The organism is Mesorhizobium sp. M1252 (genome assembly GCF_040318265.1).
Lineage (GTDB): Bacteria > Pseudomonadota > Alphaproteobacteria > Rhizobiales > Rhizobiaceae > Mesorhizobium.
In genome coordinates, this window is record NZ_JAMYLX010000028.1 from 26,197 (window position 1) to 41,284 (window position 15,088).

At 60.3% G+C, this 15,088-nt stretch carries 7 protein-coding genes and 8 pseudogenes; 4 read left to right on the forward strand and 11 right to left on the reverse strand.

Annotated features, from left to right (window positions below; translation table 11 throughout):
* Positions 1 to 269: 269 nt before the first annotated feature.
* From NKH22_RS30240 to NKH22_RS30255, 4 genes are all read right to left on the reverse strand, one after another.
* Complete coding sequence (locus NKH22_RS30240) at positions 270 to 2,273, reverse strand: class I tRNA ligase family protein (RefSeq protein ID WP_352912220.1); 2,004 nt, start codon at positions 2,271 to 2,273, stop codon at positions 270 to 272.
* 334 nt (positions 2,274 to 2,607) lie between these two features.
* Positions 2,608 to 3,387: a phytanoyl-CoA dioxygenase family protein gene (locus NKH22_RS30245; RefSeq protein ID WP_352912226.1), complete on the reverse strand. Its 780-nt coding sequence runs from the start codon at positions 3,385 to 3,387 to the stop codon at positions 2,608 to 2,610.
* A gap of 506 nt (positions 3,388 to 3,893) precedes the next feature.
* The gene (locus tag NKH22_RS30250) at positions 3,894 to 5,138 is read right to left on the reverse strand and encodes a lysine N(6)-hydroxylase/L-ornithine N(5)-oxygenase family protein (RefSeq protein ID WP_352912222.1); all 1,245 of its coding nucleotides are present in this window, start codon (positions 5,136 to 5,138) and stop codon (positions 3,894 to 3,896) included.
* 1,232 nt (positions 5,139 to 6,370) lie between these two features.
* Positions 6,371 to 6,727: a hypothetical protein gene (locus NKH22_RS30255; RefSeq protein ID WP_023736366.1), complete on the reverse strand. Its 357-nt coding sequence runs from the start codon at positions 6,725 to 6,727 to the stop codon at positions 6,371 to 6,373.
* A 583-nt stretch (positions 6,728 to 7,310) separates the two neighbouring features.
* Here NKH22_RS30255 and NKH22_RS30265 point away from each other — a divergent pair.
* Positions 7,311 to 7,663 (forward strand): annotated as a pseudogene (locus tag NKH22_RS30265) (transposase); the annotation flags it as partial.
* Between the two features lie 416 nt (positions 7,664 to 8,079).
* Here the strand turns inward: NKH22_RS30265 and NKH22_RS30270 are convergent.
* The 4 genes and pseudogenes from NKH22_RS30270 to NKH22_RS30280 all read right to left on the reverse strand — a co-directional run.
* Entirely contained in the window at positions 8,080 to 8,247 is a 168-nt protein-coding gene (locus tag NKH22_RS30270; protein ID WP_352676322.1) for a hypothetical protein, read from the reverse strand.
* Positions 8,248 to 8,393: 146 nt separating this feature from the next.
* A pseudogene (locus tag NKH22_RS30275) lies at positions 8,394 to 8,588 on the reverse strand (AAA family ATPase); the annotation flags it as partial.
* A gap of 168 nt (positions 8,589 to 8,756) precedes the next feature.
* Positions 8,757 to 8,840: pseudogene (locus tag NKH22_RS31610) on the reverse strand (hypothetical protein); the annotation flags it as partial.
* Between the two features lie 104 nt (positions 8,841 to 8,944).
* Positions 8,945 to 9,253, reverse strand: a pseudogene (locus NKH22_RS30280) (hypothetical protein); the annotation flags it as partial.
* Positions 9,254 to 9,357: 104 nt separating this feature from the next.
* Between NKH22_RS30280 and NKH22_RS30285 the strand changes: the two are divergent.
* Positions 9,358 to 9,876: pseudogene (locus NKH22_RS30285) on the forward strand (Mu transposase domain-containing protein); the annotation flags it as partial.
* 108 nt (positions 9,877 to 9,984) lie between these two features.
* On the forward strand, positions 9,985 to 10,665 hold the full coding sequence (locus NKH22_RS30295; RefSeq protein ID WP_502908618.1) for an ATP-binding protein: 681 nt from the start codon (positions 9,985 to 9,987) through the stop codon (positions 10,663 to 10,665).
* 236 nt (positions 10,666 to 10,901) lie between these two features.
* Here the strand turns inward: NKH22_RS30295 and NKH22_RS30300 are convergent.
* From NKH22_RS30300 to NKH22_RS30310, 3 genes and pseudogenes are all read right to left on the reverse strand, one after another.
* Positions 10,902 to 11,375 (reverse strand): annotated as a pseudogene (locus NKH22_RS30300) (transposase); the annotation flags it as partial.
* Positions 11,376 to 11,792: 417 nt separating this feature from the next.
* Positions 11,793 to 12,488 (reverse strand): OmpW/AlkL family protein, encoded by a 696-nt coding sequence (locus NKH22_RS30305; protein ID WP_502908619.1) that lies wholly within the window; start codon positions 12,486 to 12,488, stop codon positions 11,793 to 11,795.
* A 175-nt stretch (positions 12,489 to 12,663) separates the two neighbouring features.
* Positions 12,664 to 14,744, reverse strand: a pseudogene (locus NKH22_RS30310) (prolyl oligopeptidase family serine peptidase).
* Between the two features lie 258 nt (positions 14,745 to 15,002).
* On the opposite strand from NKH22_RS30310, the pseudogene NKH22_RS30315 reads away from it, so the two are divergent.
* A pseudogene (locus tag NKH22_RS30315) lies at positions 15,003 to 15,088 on the forward strand (AAA family ATPase); the annotation flags it as partial.

The window sequence follows — 15,088 nt, forward strand, 5'->3', positions numbered from 1 at the left end:
CTTGACCGGCTGGAGGACGGAAATCCCGATGCCGAAGAGGTTGGTTCGGCACGAACAGCAAGGGCTGGGAAGCGATCGGCCGAGCGGTCCTTGAAGGGGCGGGCCAGGTTGTTTGACGACGCGTTGGTTCAGGTCAGCTAATCTAGTCTCTGCCATTCAGAGCGGCTTCCCTCGCCAGTGACAGCGAGTCAAGATATTTGGCATGGTCGGCTTTGATTGCCGCGCAGATCTGGTCGAGATGGGGACAGCTCACTGGTGCACCTTTGGGCTCATAGTGTTTCCTCGTCATCGAGGTGAGGATTGCCGGATTTGGCGTAGAACACCAACACGGGTCCGAGATCAAAGCGCGTCCCGGGCGCAAGGCGCTGGACGGACCGGGGCCATGTTTCGGTTGAGGCGCCATCGATGCCTCGCGCCAGCGTTCTGGCGAAGCGGGGCATCAGCGGAGCGAGTGTCGGTGCCAGGATCGCAGCGGCCGTCGTCTGAAGGGCTAGCGAAGTCCGATTGCGGGCAGGATAGAAACGTCGCGCCGCCGCAAAGTCTCGCGCCCCGCGGTAGATCACGCAATCGCGCACGAATTCGCAGACCTGAGTGGCCGCGCGCCGAACCGAGAAGCCTTCGTCCGAATAGGCGCGCTCCATCGCAGCGCGATAGATCTCTATGCGAGCAAAGAAGGCGCGGTCGACCGGGCTCCAGTCGCCTGCATCGGGTACACGGCCGGCAAAATCCTGCTTGATTTCCTGGTTCAACGCCTCAAGCCAGTTCAGCCAGATGCTTTGGAACACCTCGTTCTCGGTGCGGCGCAGCGCGTCCAGCGTGAAATCCGTCCGCTCACCTTCCGGGCGTGTCAGGCCCAAATGAAGGCGCACGACGTCGACTGTCTTTGGGCTCAGAACCTCCTTGCCCCAGACCGCATGGCGGCAGCTGGTTGAGAACTTCTTGCCGTCGAGCAGGTAGAACTCGTTGACGTGATAGCGGATGCGTGGCTTCCAGTGGGAGAAGACCTCGGCGTAAAGAGCGGGGTATAGTAGCGCGTGGTAGAACGAATTGTCGAAGCCGAAGAAATGGACAATCTGCCAGTCGTTGCCGGGCATCTCCGCCTTCCAGTTGCGACCCATCGAGCGGCCGAGCGCCTGGATGTTGTAAAGAAAACCGAAGGCCATCTCCGGCCAGACCCAGATCACTTGCCCCGGGAACCCTTCCGCCGGCAGGCCCCAGTCCGAGGGGTGGGTAATGGGCACTGAAAATTTCCCGCGTCGGCGTACGCGTGCGAAGAGATCCAAGATCCGTAGCGGGACCCCAGACGCCCTTAGATGCCGGTCGACATTGTCGAAGCATTGGTCCAGCGCAAGTTCAGCGCGGCGGACGGAGCCGACCAGCGGCGCCTCGGCAGACTGCCGTGATTGGGCTGCACGCAGGTCGTAGCAAAGGTTTGGGGCGCCGCATTCCTCGCAGATGTTGCCACCCGCGGAGCCGCCGCAATCGGGGCAGAGGCCGCTAACATCCGATTCGTAAAGATAACGGCCTGTCACGGCATCGAAAAGCGCAGGGCTCTGGCGTAGATCTATCGCCGTGCTGCTCAGAAGACTGCGGAAACAGGCGGTTTGAAACTCGCCATAACCGTCATCGCCCATCGTGGCTTGGAAGCTGTGGACCTCACAATCGAGAAGTGCAAGCGTGGCGCGAATCTCGTCGGCATAGTAGCGCGCCACGTTTGCCGGCGTCGATTGATCGGCATCAGCGCGCGCGGCGACGTAGCTTTGGAAATCATCGCTTCCGGTCAGGTGATAGGCCTCGACTCCTTTCATGCGCAGGAAACGAGTATAGACATCAGCGCCGAAATAGGGGCCGGAAAGATGCCCCAGATGCAGATCGCCATTTGGCGTCGGCGGCGTGGAGAAGACGAAAGTCGGCGCGCGGGGAGCCGTGAGCTTTGCAGCGACATGATGAGCGGCGTCGTCGTCTCGCCAGTAGACATCGACGAAATTTAGGTCTTCGTCCCCATCGTTGCGCAGCACATGCGCTTCAAAAGGGTGAAACAGAACGACATCGCCCGCCTCGACCGAGATTTCCCCCCGGTCGGTGGTGACCTTGCCCGCACCAGACAGGACCACGAAGGCCTCGATTTCGTCGTGCCGATGGGGCTCGGATGTGACGCCGGGTCCAACCTTTCCGAATGAAAACCCCGTGCGAGCGCTGCCCGTTCCAAGCGTGGCCGTGTCGATACCGAACGCCCGCGACAGCTCCGTTCGAGAAAACGTGTACTTGCGCATGACAACCAACCTAACCTGTTGAAGCAGTGGGATTTCGGCTGCCAACGCAACAGCCTCCCGTGCAATTCGTGGAGAGAAACGGCAGTCTGACCATTGGCGGCCCGGGCAGAGATAGTGCAGCTCTGGGCCGGCAAGCGGGCGACCAAGGGGGGCACTGGTCGGGCTGTAGGCGCACAGAAGACCGCCTGCGACCACCTCCGCAATCCACGTGCCAAAGCGTCGTAACGGGCTGCGGTCGATGCTCCGCGAGCCCGCAAATCAGACGGCCATACCGTCCGCGCATTTTTGAGCGGTCGATCAGTCGTGTGCATGCCTCCGCCTGGCCTGCGTGAGCTCAATCGCGATAGAAGATGCCATTTGGCGGCTTGAGATTGTCGAGATCGGCCACTTTCCCCTCGGGCGGGTTAAGGGCGCGCTTAAGCACGTTATATTCAGCGCGGGTCGGCCCGCCGGTTGAAGCCCGCTGGAACACCAAGTAGAGTGTCCGCCGAGAACGATTGCTTTTGTTCGGTCGTGAGTGGTGCGGTGCGAAATCGTCGAAGATGAAGATGTCGCCAGACTTCCATACTACGGGTTCCCAGGAGAACTTTTCGGCAACTTGAGGGTCGATCACCCCACCGGCATCCATGGGAAACACCCCCTTCTTGTGGTTGCCGGGGCTGAAGAAAAGCCGGCCATTTTCCTCGTCGGAGTCGTCGATGCCTATGGCAACCACCGCATGGACCATGCGGTCGGGGAGTTTGTGTGGAACGTGATAAATGTCCTGATGCGGGAGATAGCCGCCGCTGTCGGGGTAGTGGAAAATCAGCAACTCCTTGAGCCTGCGCGAATCTTCGCCATGCAACTCCTCGACCGCTGACTTTATGCGCTGATCTTCTAAGAGCAAACGACGCAATGGATCATGGAAGTCGAGAAAATTCTCCATCTTGGAAGTGATCTTTCGATTGTCCGTCGTTTTCTCGAACCACATGAGCCATTTATCATCGCTGACGACCCAGCGTGACATATCTTCGACAAAGGTAGAGATATCTTCCTGAGCCGCTGGATCGAAGAACCTTTCGAGCCTGACGTATCCGTCCTTCTGCCACTTTTCTCTTTGTGCATCAGTCAACATGCGAAAAGCCTCCTGTTGGAAACACTGGTTTTGGTTGGACATGCCGATTAGGGCGGTCGGGCGCTGATCAAGTTGCGGGTCCACGGAGACGGACTCACGTGACGAGGGAGGCGATGCTAAGTGCGTTCCGCTCCGGCGGATATTGTCCGCAGAAGCTCGGGCGAGACTGCCTATGTCAGGCTCAGCCGGGTCTAGGGGTTCCGTAAACTGGGCCGGATCAATCGCTTCACCCGGTTCAACCACGACACGCATCGCCAAAGGCCGGCACCATCCGCTACCTGCCGACCCAGCCATGGCCGCCAAGACCACGGCGGTCTTTCGAGTGAGCGACTTGGTACGGCCTTGGCAACCGTAGGGGAAATGCACGCCCCCAGAGTGATGCGATGCGCCGCTTGGTCGAAGGGCTTGGTCGGTCACGATCATATCGGAGAAGCCTCCGGGGTTCGCCGCAGCGCAGGCGGGCATCATTCCTAGGATGCCACCGCCGATGATCAAAAGCATACGAGTCATATTCCACTGCCCATTTCTTCGGCTGCGTGGTCGGGCCAGCTCTCGATCGAGGTATGAGTGATGAAGCCAGGATGCTCGGGGTTCGCGCATGGCGCGCGCCCAAGTAGGCTATCGAGGATGCGACGCGCGCGCCAGGCCAGCAAGCTTAGGTTCGGATCGGCCAGGCCGCGCTGCCCGAGGCTCGCATTTTGTACGAAGATGCGTCTGTCACACGGTCCGTCCCAGCTCACCGAAAAATCCTCGCGAATAGCTAATTCATTGTCGATCTGCTCCAAGCGGCCCATGATCGGTTCCAACAAGCTTGGGACCGCGTTCTCGTAACCGGTGGCCAGGATGACGATGTCAGCCGTGACTTCTTCGAGCTCGTCCATGCCATGCTGCAGGGTTAGCCTGTGACCCGGTCCGGCGTTGATGCAGTGCGAGACGGTGCAGCCCGGCCGCAGTGTGATGTCGCATCGGTTTGGCTCGAAAAATGCATGGCGGTACAGCGCCTGATAGATCGCGCGCAACGTGCTTTCTGAAATGCCGTCCGAAGCTAGCACGAAACGCCGCAGGAGCAGCTTACGCTGCGACTCGCTCATCGCCGCAAAGCGATCCGAAAAGCAGGGCATGAACAACTCGTTTGTGAACGGGCTGTTGTCCAGAGGCAGATAGTTCTCGCGCTGCGAGACCCAAGTGATCGAGGCAGGCCGCCGTTCGTTCGGCAGGCCGACAAGGTGCAACATCACCTCGGCTCCCGACTGGCCTCCGCCGACCACGCAGACATGCTTTCTCCGCACCTCAGGGTGGATGTGCAGTAAAACCGATGAGTGGAACAGGTTGCGTCCAATCCAGCCCTGAAATTGAGGCGGAATTTGCGCCTGCTTGCCAATGCCGACCACAACGTTTCTAGCGCCGAGAACCGCCTTATCCGTCCGCACCTGAAACTCGCCGTCAAAGCGGATTTCGCGCACTGTCTCGCCACCACGCACAAGTGGGTTCCTGTGGAAGACCCAGTTCAGGTATTGTTCGAACTCCATTCTGAGCACGGCTTCGAACTGTGCGTTCAGGAAGTGATACAGACGCCCGTTCTCGTGCAGGAAGTTTACGAAAGTGTAGGCTGATCGCGGATTCACCAGAGTGACCAGGTCCTTGAAGTGGCTGACCTGGAGCTCCGAGGAATCGAATGCGATGCCTGGATGCCAGCGGAAGTCGACCTGCCGATCCAGGAACACTGCCCCTTTCCCAACTTGCTCGTGCATCTGACACGCAAGGCTCAAATTGGACGGGCCAGCACCGATCCCAACGCAAGATAACTCCACCTGCTTCCTCCTATAGCACTTCCCACTAGGCGGCTTGTTCGCGGCGAATATCGGCCATAGCCATTATCCTCCCCTCACGGACTTCGAGCCCCAGTCCCGACGGGGCTTGCGAGAATTTGTCCTGCGCGTTCGGGTCTTCGCATGTAGACCCGAGCATTCCAGCGCGGTGACAATCGACGGGTCATGCCGGCGACGTGGGGCAACGACGTTTGTCCTTTCCGCCCGTCTGGATGCCCCCCTCGCCGTCACGCGAGGAGCTTTCCAGGCCCACTAAGGTGTTCGAAGCCGGCGCAATCGCCCGCCTCGACCATGACGCGCCGGCCTTTCGGCGGCTTGATGGCAGGCGAGAGCGCGGTTTTCACTGAGGCGACGGCATTTTCGGTGCGCATGATCACAGACGACGTCTCGCTGATACGTTCGCAGAGTCCCATGCATGGGCCGTGCCAGAGAAGGAAATTTTATTAAACAATGGGTTGGCGGATTTACGATCCTGTCGGAAATCCGACATTGAGGGGGGACGCCTCACGGCGGCGCCCGATTCGCACGTCGATGTCGCCCCTTTTTCCGATAGTTAATCAGGCACCTTCTGCACCAGAATACTTCCTTTGTGGAGACCAGCACGAAGTCTTCATGAACAGACAGTGCAGAACTTTGCGTCTCTGCCGGACAGAGTACCCGCATTATCGGCATCTGTTCCCGCCGACCCGCCGACCGCGTGGCAAAGATTGAGAGCGGCGAAGCTTCCGCTAACGGCCACATTTCTCCGGTATTTCAGCGATGCATTCCTCGAGACGCTTCAGGCAGCACTTCGCATGCGAAGTTCATGTCCGGCTTCAAAACGCCGATGGTGCCCCTGAGGTGTAATCGCCACGAGATCGCGCTCCAGTTCGGCAATGCGCGCACGCAACATGTCGAGCCTCTTCCTGACGCAATGCATTTATCCATCCACGCCAGCGAATCGGTCTTCCTGGCAACACCCTAATGCTATGCGGGTTATGCCACCGAGACGTAATTTCCGGCAAGCCCACGCTCTAGACATCCGCTAATGCAATCTAGAGAAAGCGTTCTTCGGGAAGAAGGCTGTCGCTGCTTGGGGGAAAGCACTAGGAACCCTCGGATCTGACGCGTCGCGTCGGCCGATCGCGGCAGCTCCAAAGCGCAGGGACAGGCCGTCAAGCGCCGGGCAGCGTGCCCTTCATCGACATTGCGAAGACATCGAGCAGGATGGCCAGCCCGACGCCGCACGCGGTCAGGATAAGGCCGGCCATGAAGATGCGGTTGGCGCGTTCGTAGATGGGTCGGCGCAACGAACTCATGTCGAGTAGCAGGGACAGCGCCCGCAACTGCAACGTGATACCGACCAGGATTGGCACAACGGCGAACAGGTCGTAGAGCCGCCATGGCATGGGGTTCGCCGCCCAATGCGTGACGAAGCCGAGCGAAAAAGCAAGCAGAATGCCGACGACGGTGATTGTGCCGTTGCGAAAAATCGTCTCGATCAGCTCTTCCTTCGGATCGTGTTCGTCCAAGCGTCCCTCCTCTCACTCAGCAGTTGCAGGCCTTTGCACGGTCGACGCAGGCTCTCGGGAAATCCCTGTACATCGCCGCCAACTAGTCAAGGGCCGAGGACCGAAGCCGCGAGGCAAACTTTTTTGGTTTGCGCGGCCCTCATCACTTCTTCAGGCGCCATCGGCCTTTGCCGCGAAGTGAACGATGGAAGCGCCGCCTGCCACGGGTGCTGCGCTCAGAGCGGCAGGGTCAAGAGCGTCATTTCAGCTGGAGTGTCTACAATGAAATAAAAAAGCTGAATGGCACTCTAGGGCCTGTTGAGATTCATCGCGTGAGTTTATGACGGCGGCAGCGAGATGGATGATTGCGTTGAAGCTCTGGTCGGTTTTGTCAGCTCGCATGGCCATACGCTTGAACTCCTTGAGTTTGCAGAAGAGTTATCGATGAGATGACGCCATTTGTAGAGTTCAGATTGAGAGGCAGCGGCAAGGCGCGCCTCGGATGCTGCGAGATGACGATCTTGGCTCGCCGCGTTCGTTCAGATCGGCAATGATGGTGTTGCTGTCGAAGGCCTTAGCGGCGATCAGCCCGCCGAAGGCGAGGACGCCCGAGGCCGCAAGCACGCAAGGGCGCGCCGTCGCCGACCAGATCCGGCCGAAGGTACCGAAGCTGGCGACAATCATGGACGACGCGAGCCCGACGTGCTTGCCTACATGATTTTCCCCTAGGAGCACCGCGCCAAGCTGCACTCGACAACCCGATCGAACGCCTCAACGGCGAGATCAAGCGGCGCACCGAGGTCATCGGCGTCTTCCCAAGGATGATGCCATCGTCCGCCTGGTCGGCGCGATCCTGCTCGAACAGAACGACGAATGGGCCGTGCAGCGCGCCAGATACATGACGCTGGAAACCATCAGCCAAATGAGCGATGATCGCTCATCAGCCTGCCAGCCGTGGGCACGCTGATCAGCCCGGCCCCATGCGGGAGAGCGCGGCGTCAGCTACACCTGTATGGGGCGATGATTGTCAAGCTTGATTCGTTTCCTCATCTCCTCGTTCGGCTGATTGGCGACCATCTGCTCGTGCCGACCTGGCTTCGAACTGGCCGCCGCCCGCAGTTACGGTCAAGGGTAGCTGCAGGCCATCGCGAAGCGACTTGTCCTTGACGGTCACGAGCACGGGCGCCGGCTTTGCCGGGTCAGGCGGAGCTCTTTCCGGTGGGGCCAAATGCCGACGACAGATTTCCGAGGCGATCTCGCCGGGGCAGGCGCGAAGGTCGCGCGGCAGACTTGTATGCGGTAGATCGCAGTGGATTTGACCATGACGCAGCATGCGCATCGGTGGCGAAGCTCCGGGGCGGTGCGTCCCATTCCTACGTCGGCGGTCCGAACTGCGAGGTCGCCACTCCAGCCTCTCGCGCGATCGCCGACACATTCGCGCCAGGCTTCAGCGTCGCCTCGATCAGCGTGCCTTCGCTTGCGCCGACCAGCGCCGCAGACGCTGCGGGCTTGCCTCCGGTTCGGAACCGCCTCAAGAACATGGAAACTTCTATCATGAGACATAGGCGCAGATATAGAAATTGACACCGCAAGCTCCACGTTCGTTCAGTGTCATCATCTCTCGCCCATCATCTGATGCCGCGCCAGATGAATGGGCTCCGCGCTTACACTAGATCGAGCAGGCGCCTATGCGACTGTTCTCGCGCAGGGTCAGCTCTTCGGAAAGGAGAATATCGATCGCTTCGAGTGCCGACAGCTCGCCATGCTCCAGGCGGCGGACAATATGGTCGAGCGCTTCAAGGGCACGTGGCATCTTCAGGCCGACAAGGTCATGGCGAATGCGGTCGATCATCGACGGCACGGAATCGAGCGCGGCGCTCATGGGCGGTTCTCCTGTGCCATAGCTCTGGCGACGGCGTCGTAGAAGGCGAGCGGCCGCTGTGTGACCCCGGTCTCCGGTTCCATGAAGAATGATCTCGTCATTGTTGACGCGCGATCGCGATTGCGGCGGTGAGCGAAGGGTTCTGTGTCCTGGTTCGACGCGGCGTCGATGGCGACCTTCCAACACCGGATGCACAGCAATCAGCGCACCGTCTTCGAAGATTCGAACTTCATTGGCCAAGGTGTGAACCTCGACGAGCCGCCTTCTGCCTCAGAACCCGGCTTTGAAGTTCGGTTCGAAACAGCTCCCGGCGAACAGGCCCAGGTGGATTTCGCCCAATTCCATGCCGGTGGCTACACTACCGTCACGACTTTCTCAGAGACGTTCGTCCGGCCATACCCACGATCCTTCAGCTCTCGCAAGAGCCGCCGACCGCTAAGGCCGGGATAGGCAGTAATCCGTTCACGCAAATAAGCGGTGAAGGGATCAACCACCGTCGCCCGTGGCTTCCTTGGTCCATAGGCAGGCGCCTCAAGGCCACGCTCGATGTATTTGCGAATTGTCTTTCGATCGGCGCCGGTCTGCCTGGCGATCGCAGACACCGACCCTCCCCGAGTTTGATCACCGCCATTCCCCTCTCGACCATCGAGAGCAGTATCGGTGATGACGCGCTGCCGGTCTTCCGGGGCGCGCCCCGGAAGACCGGCGGCAACGCTAAACTGAGGAAGATTCAAACGGCACTTCTGGGGAGTATTGATCCGGTATCGACATGGGCTACGTCAAGAGGAACGCGATCGCCGGGCGGCGGCTCGAGAGCTGGGCGGCGTTCGAGGCGCATCTGGACCGGTGGACGCGCGAGGTCGCCGACCAGCGCGAGCACGGCAGGACCGGTGTCGCGCCGGCGGAACGCTTTGCCGATGAAGCTCGAACGCTTCGCCCCCTGGCTGGGCGTGCCCCGTTCGGTCAGTTGCGGGACCTGGTCCGCAAGGTTCAGGCCGACTGCGCGATCGATCTCGACACCAACAGCTACTCGGTCCCTTGGCGCCTGATCGGCGAGAGCGTCCAGGTCGTGGTGCTGGCAGGCCGGGTGGTCATCCGTCATGCCGGCCAGGTGGTGGCCGACCATGCGCTGTGCCGAGGACGACGGCAACGAATCGTGGACCGAACGCATTTTGTCGGCGTTGCCGGCTTCGAAGGCTCGGTACGCGCCGACCCGGTCGAGATCGCGCCGGCCGCGTTGCTGCGGCCGCTTGCGGAATACGAGGCGGTTGCTGGAGGGGGTTGGTGATGACGAACGTAGATCACGACGTGCTCATCGCAACGCTCGATCGGCTGAAGCTGACGGCGATACGCGAACCAACTCGACACGCTGCTGGACGAAGCGGCCCGTTCGAATATGACGTTGCGCGAGGCCTTGGCTTTCCTGGTATCCCGCGAGATCGCACGGGCGACGAGCGGCGCATCTCTATGTCGAGCAAGATCGTGCAGTTCCCGTTCGTGCGCGAACTCGACGGCTTCGACTTCGGCGCGCAGCCATCGGTGGACCAAGGACAGATCAGGGAGCTGGCGGCCTGCCGCTGGCGACACGCTCTTGTTGCTGGGGCCTCCGGGAACGGGCAAGACTCATCTTGCCGTGAGCCTTGGTCGCGAGGCGATCCGGCAGAATTACAATGTCCAATTCGTCACGGCGGCGACGCTGGTGGCGATGCTGGCAAAAGCCCATGGCGACGGCTCGCTCGACAAGCAGTTGACGATCTTATCGCGTCCAAAATTGCTGATCATCGACGAGCTCGGCTATCTTCCCTTCGAGGCCAATGCCGCTCACCTGTTCTTCCAGCTGGTGTCGCGCCGATACGAGAAGGGATCGATCCTGATTACTTCCAATTGTTCGGTGGGCGAATGGGGGAGCGTTTTTGGAGATCCCGTTGCCGCAACCGCGATCCTGGATTGCCTGCTTCACCATTCCGCGGTGATTACTATCCGCGGCGATAGCTACCGTCTTCGCGAAAAACGCGGGTCCGGCCTTCTGCAGAAGGCCGGACCGTCGCCCGAAACCAACGAAACAGCAACCCAGTGAAGGGGGTCAGTTCCTGATGTCGCCAAAGGGGTGGTCAATTCCTCGTGTCGCTTGACACGCCGCGCTACGCCATGACCGGGTATGTAGCGCGACGATCTGGATGAGAAGCCCGTATTGCCTCGCCCAAGAGTGTTCCCAAAGAACAATGCCGTTGCCTCACTCGGAAGTTCTCGATTGCCTCACTGGTTGTTCCCGAGATTTAGCCTCTGCCGATCCCGTCTCGCTCGGGGATGATCTCACCGCACGACCTCTACAATTTCCGTCCGCGCGGCATCGGCGAATGGCCCGAACACCAACGCATTGGCTTGCGTACTGCGCCAGATTTTCATTCGACGCTGCACGGTCCGAATGAGGCCGTCAGGATACACGCCGGGATATTTGACCTGCAAGCGTTCAAGCAACTCTCGTGACGTTCGCCAAGGCTCTGCCTCGAACCATTCCTCAAGCTCGGCAGTGACGGCAAGGAGAGGATCGGGTCTGCGCCGCTCTCGCTTGACCGCCGGATTGGGGCGGGCGGTCGGGTTCACTTCCCCACCACGCCACGCAATCCGCAACCCGGACAGAAAGTCTTCGAGCGGCAATGCCTCGCCGTCGGCGGCAGCCGAACCGTCCGGCTTGTCGGCGATGTCGACCAACCTCTCTTGTGCCAGGCGTATGTCGCGCAGCAGCCGAACCGGATCGAGCGTCAGGTACATCGCCTTGAGGCGAAGGCGCACAAGCTCAGACATGACGTCCGGGGAAATGATGTCGGCAAGGAGTGCTGTCCAGAGCACTCCATCAGCAACGGCAAAGCATCCTGCTCCAAGATGAGTCTAAGCGCTTAGGCCTTAGTCGAGGCCCCGTTGACCAGGGGACTCTTCGTGGTCCGGTGGAAGCGGGGAAAGCCGCCCCCTCGACAACGCTTCTCCAAGTTTCGCCCCACAATGCCTGCCATGCGTCGAGTGGTCATCTATAAAGTTGATCAGAACATTCCTTCGATTTCGGACATCTCCTCGCTAACGGGTAACAAGGCCGCCTCTTCAAATGATCGGTCCATTCGCCTGTGCGGGGCCGACGGCAAGAAGGGCGCGCGAGGCGCCCCCTTCATTTCACATCGGCTGTCAGCAAGGCACCTTCGCCTTTCGTTGTCAGAAGCGGTAGGTGACACCTGCGCCTATCAACCACGGATCGAGCTCCGCCTTCCCCGTCAGCTTCGCGCCGTCCACCGTGACGTCGAAGTCTGGCTTCACGAAAAGCTTCTTCACGTCGAAGTTGACGCCCCAGTGCTGATCCACCATGTAGTCGAACCCGACCTGCAGCGCGGTGCCGAACGTGTTCTTAACCTTGAGAGCATCGGCGCTGCCGGCATCCTGGTTATAGAATATCGTGTAGTTAACGCCGGCGCCGACATAGGGCTTGAAAGCGCCGAGATCGGTAAAATGATACTGCAATGTGAGCGTAGGCGGCAGCAGCCAAACCTTTCCGATATTGCCCAGCCCGCCGATCGTTCCGTGGCCCTCGATGTTCGCATAGGTGGTGCCGAGTATGAGCTCGGCGGCGATGTTGTCCGTGAAGAAATAGGAGATATCGAATTCCGGCGATACCGTATCCGAATAGGAAAGACCGGAGCCGGGCACCGCATTGACGTAGCCCGAATCCTCAGTGACGACCCCCAACCCACGCAGGCGGATCTGCCATGGGCTGGGCCGTTCCGGGACCGAGGCTCCTGCCTGCGGGACGCTCGGGGCTTGCACAAGGTCGGCCGCAACGGCTTGCTGTCCCATCAGCATCAGGACGATGGCCGCTGTTACGCCCCGCCCCACGCCCATTCGCTTTCTCGCCATGATATTCTCTCCTTGCTCTTCAGAAATAATGCGGTGCACTATGAAAAAACCTGCTGGAATCGACGAAGCGCTCATGCGCAGTTTCCGCGGGACAGCGCGCACATTTTATTTTCCCTTTGCTCGCAATCATCGACCTGTACTCACTTGTGAAACGTTGCCCTTTGTCTCCGTGCACCTATCGAACGCCATCGACTTGCCAGCCGATCGCACTGCGAAGGAAATTGGTGCCCAGGGCAATGAATGCGGCCCGCTCACGATTGTTCTTGCCGGAGACGTGCCCGCCTGCGTCGGACTTGTAGAAGTAGGCGGGATAGCCAAGAGCCTGCAGCTTTGCGGCCATCTTACGCGCGTGGCCCGGGTGGACGCGGTCGTCCCGCTTCGTGGCGAAATCGGCGAATAGGGCTGTCCCGGCGTCGCGGCGTGATAGGCGGAGATTTCCTTTAGGAAAATCCATTCCTCCGGCTTGTCGGGATCGCCATATTCGTCAATCCAGCTCGCGTCCGCCAAAAGCTTGGTGTAGCGGCGCATGTCGACAAACGGCATTGTGCAGAACAGCGCGCCGAAACGCTCAGGATAGCGGGTAAGCATATTGGCGATCAGGAGGCCGCCATTTGAACCGCCCTCTGCGGCAATCCGCCTCGGCAGCGTAGTGCCCCTTTGCACGAGGTCGGCGGCAACGGCGGCGAAATCGTCATGCGCGAGACGCTTGCCCTCCCTGCGCCCGGCCTCGTGCCAACGGGTGCCGAACTCTCCGCCACCCCGGATGTTTGCCACCACGCGCGTGCCGCCGGGTTCGAGCCACAGCTTGCCGAGCGAGGAGTTGTAGTGGGGCAGGCGCGATAGGCCGAACCCGCCGTAGGCGGTGAGGTGAACCGGGGCATCCCCGTTCCCGTTCGCCGGACCGACCTGCGTATAGGGGATCATCTCACCATCAGTCGAGACTGCCTCGTGGCGCGTGATCACCAGCCCGGATGCGTCGAAATTCTCCGGGTTGCGCTTCAGGATTACTGGAGCGCCGAAAGGCGCGGCGTTGAGGTCTAATAGGAGAAGCTTCGGCGGCGTTATCGGGGCCTGAGCCGAAATGAGGACCTCTCCATTGGTCTCGTGAAGTTCCGCATCGAGCGACCGAAGGTGAACAGTGCCTTCGCCGGGCAGGGTGTCCAGCGCTCGGCGCGTCCATTCCTGGCGGTCGGGAGTGAACATCTCCAAACGCGGATCGAGGTTGACGAGGTAGGAGATAATGAGCTTCCCGTTATTCCAGAAGAATGACTGCAGGGAGCGCCTGTCGCCTGTCTCAAAGAGGATGGCAAAACTGCGCTCGCCGGCGATGAAGGAGGAAAGCGAGATGCCGATCAGCGCGTCCCCGGGATGGGTCATCCCTCCCACTGTCCATGGCTTGCGCGGCTTTACCGCCAGCCAGTCGCTGAAGCCGCTCCACGAGGCGTCTCGAGGAAGGTCGATCCGCGTCTTCGGCCCGCTCCTGTCACCGATTCGGCCGATCTTCTCAAAGAAGGTCGACTGCTCGATGAACCAGAGGCGCTCGCTCTCGGCTGTGCGGTCCAGATGGCCGGACACCCCGAGGGATTCGGAACCGGTCTCGAAGATTACCGGCGCGGTGAGCGGATCCGCGCCACGCTTCCACAACCGAACGGTGCGCGCGTAGCCGCAACGGGCGGCCATGCCATCACCAACCGCACTGGAAAGCAGAAGCGTGTCAGGGTCGAGCCAATTAACCCCGCCCTTGGCTTCCGCGAGGTTGAAACCGTCGGCGACGAAGCTAAGAGACTCCAGATCGAATTCGCGATGCACGACCGCCTCGCTGCCGCCGCGCGACAGGCGCAGAACGGCTCTTTCCCGTCTCTCCGGCTCAAGGGACGCGCCGCCCCAGATCCAGTCCTCTCCGTCGCTAGCCGTGAGGGCGTCCAGATCAAGCAGTAGCTCCCACTGGGGCTCAACTTTCATGTAGGCGGCAAGGGTGCTCCGGCGCCACAGTCCGCGCGGATTTCCGGCATCTTGCCAGAAAGTGTAGAGGTACGGGCCGCGGCGGGTGATCAAGGGAATCTTGTCAGGACGGTCGAAAATCGCTGTGAGGGCCGCGCGGTCGCGCTCGAACTGCGTTCCACCGAAGTGCCACAGTGTCCTGGCCGACTGGCTGGCGGTCCAGTCAAGTGCCCGTTCGCCTTCTATATCTTCAAGCCAAAGATAGGGATCATCGTCGGGAGCATTCAGAGTTGGACGGAAATCGAACGCGGTCATGTCCGTACAACCTGAAGAATGACAGCGCAAAGGCTTCCTTCCGCTCGGGAAAGCTCAGTGTTTGCGGCGGTGACCGCATGCTCGGCGAGCGTGATCATGGGATGAGGTCTTCTCAGTTGGTGCGGCGCGGCAGTTCGTTTGCGCATAGGACTTGCATGTGTCGTGCCAACCAGGAAATCTTTTCAGAACAATACGATCACTTTGATAGCGCTGTGTCTTATGTCCGACATCGTCGTAGTTCCGACAATGACTGCAACGGTAAAGACGGCGTTGCGGATGGGTCGGCTGGCAACCATCAAAACGCTCGCCGGCTTCGATTTCACTTTCCAGCCCTCCCTCGATCG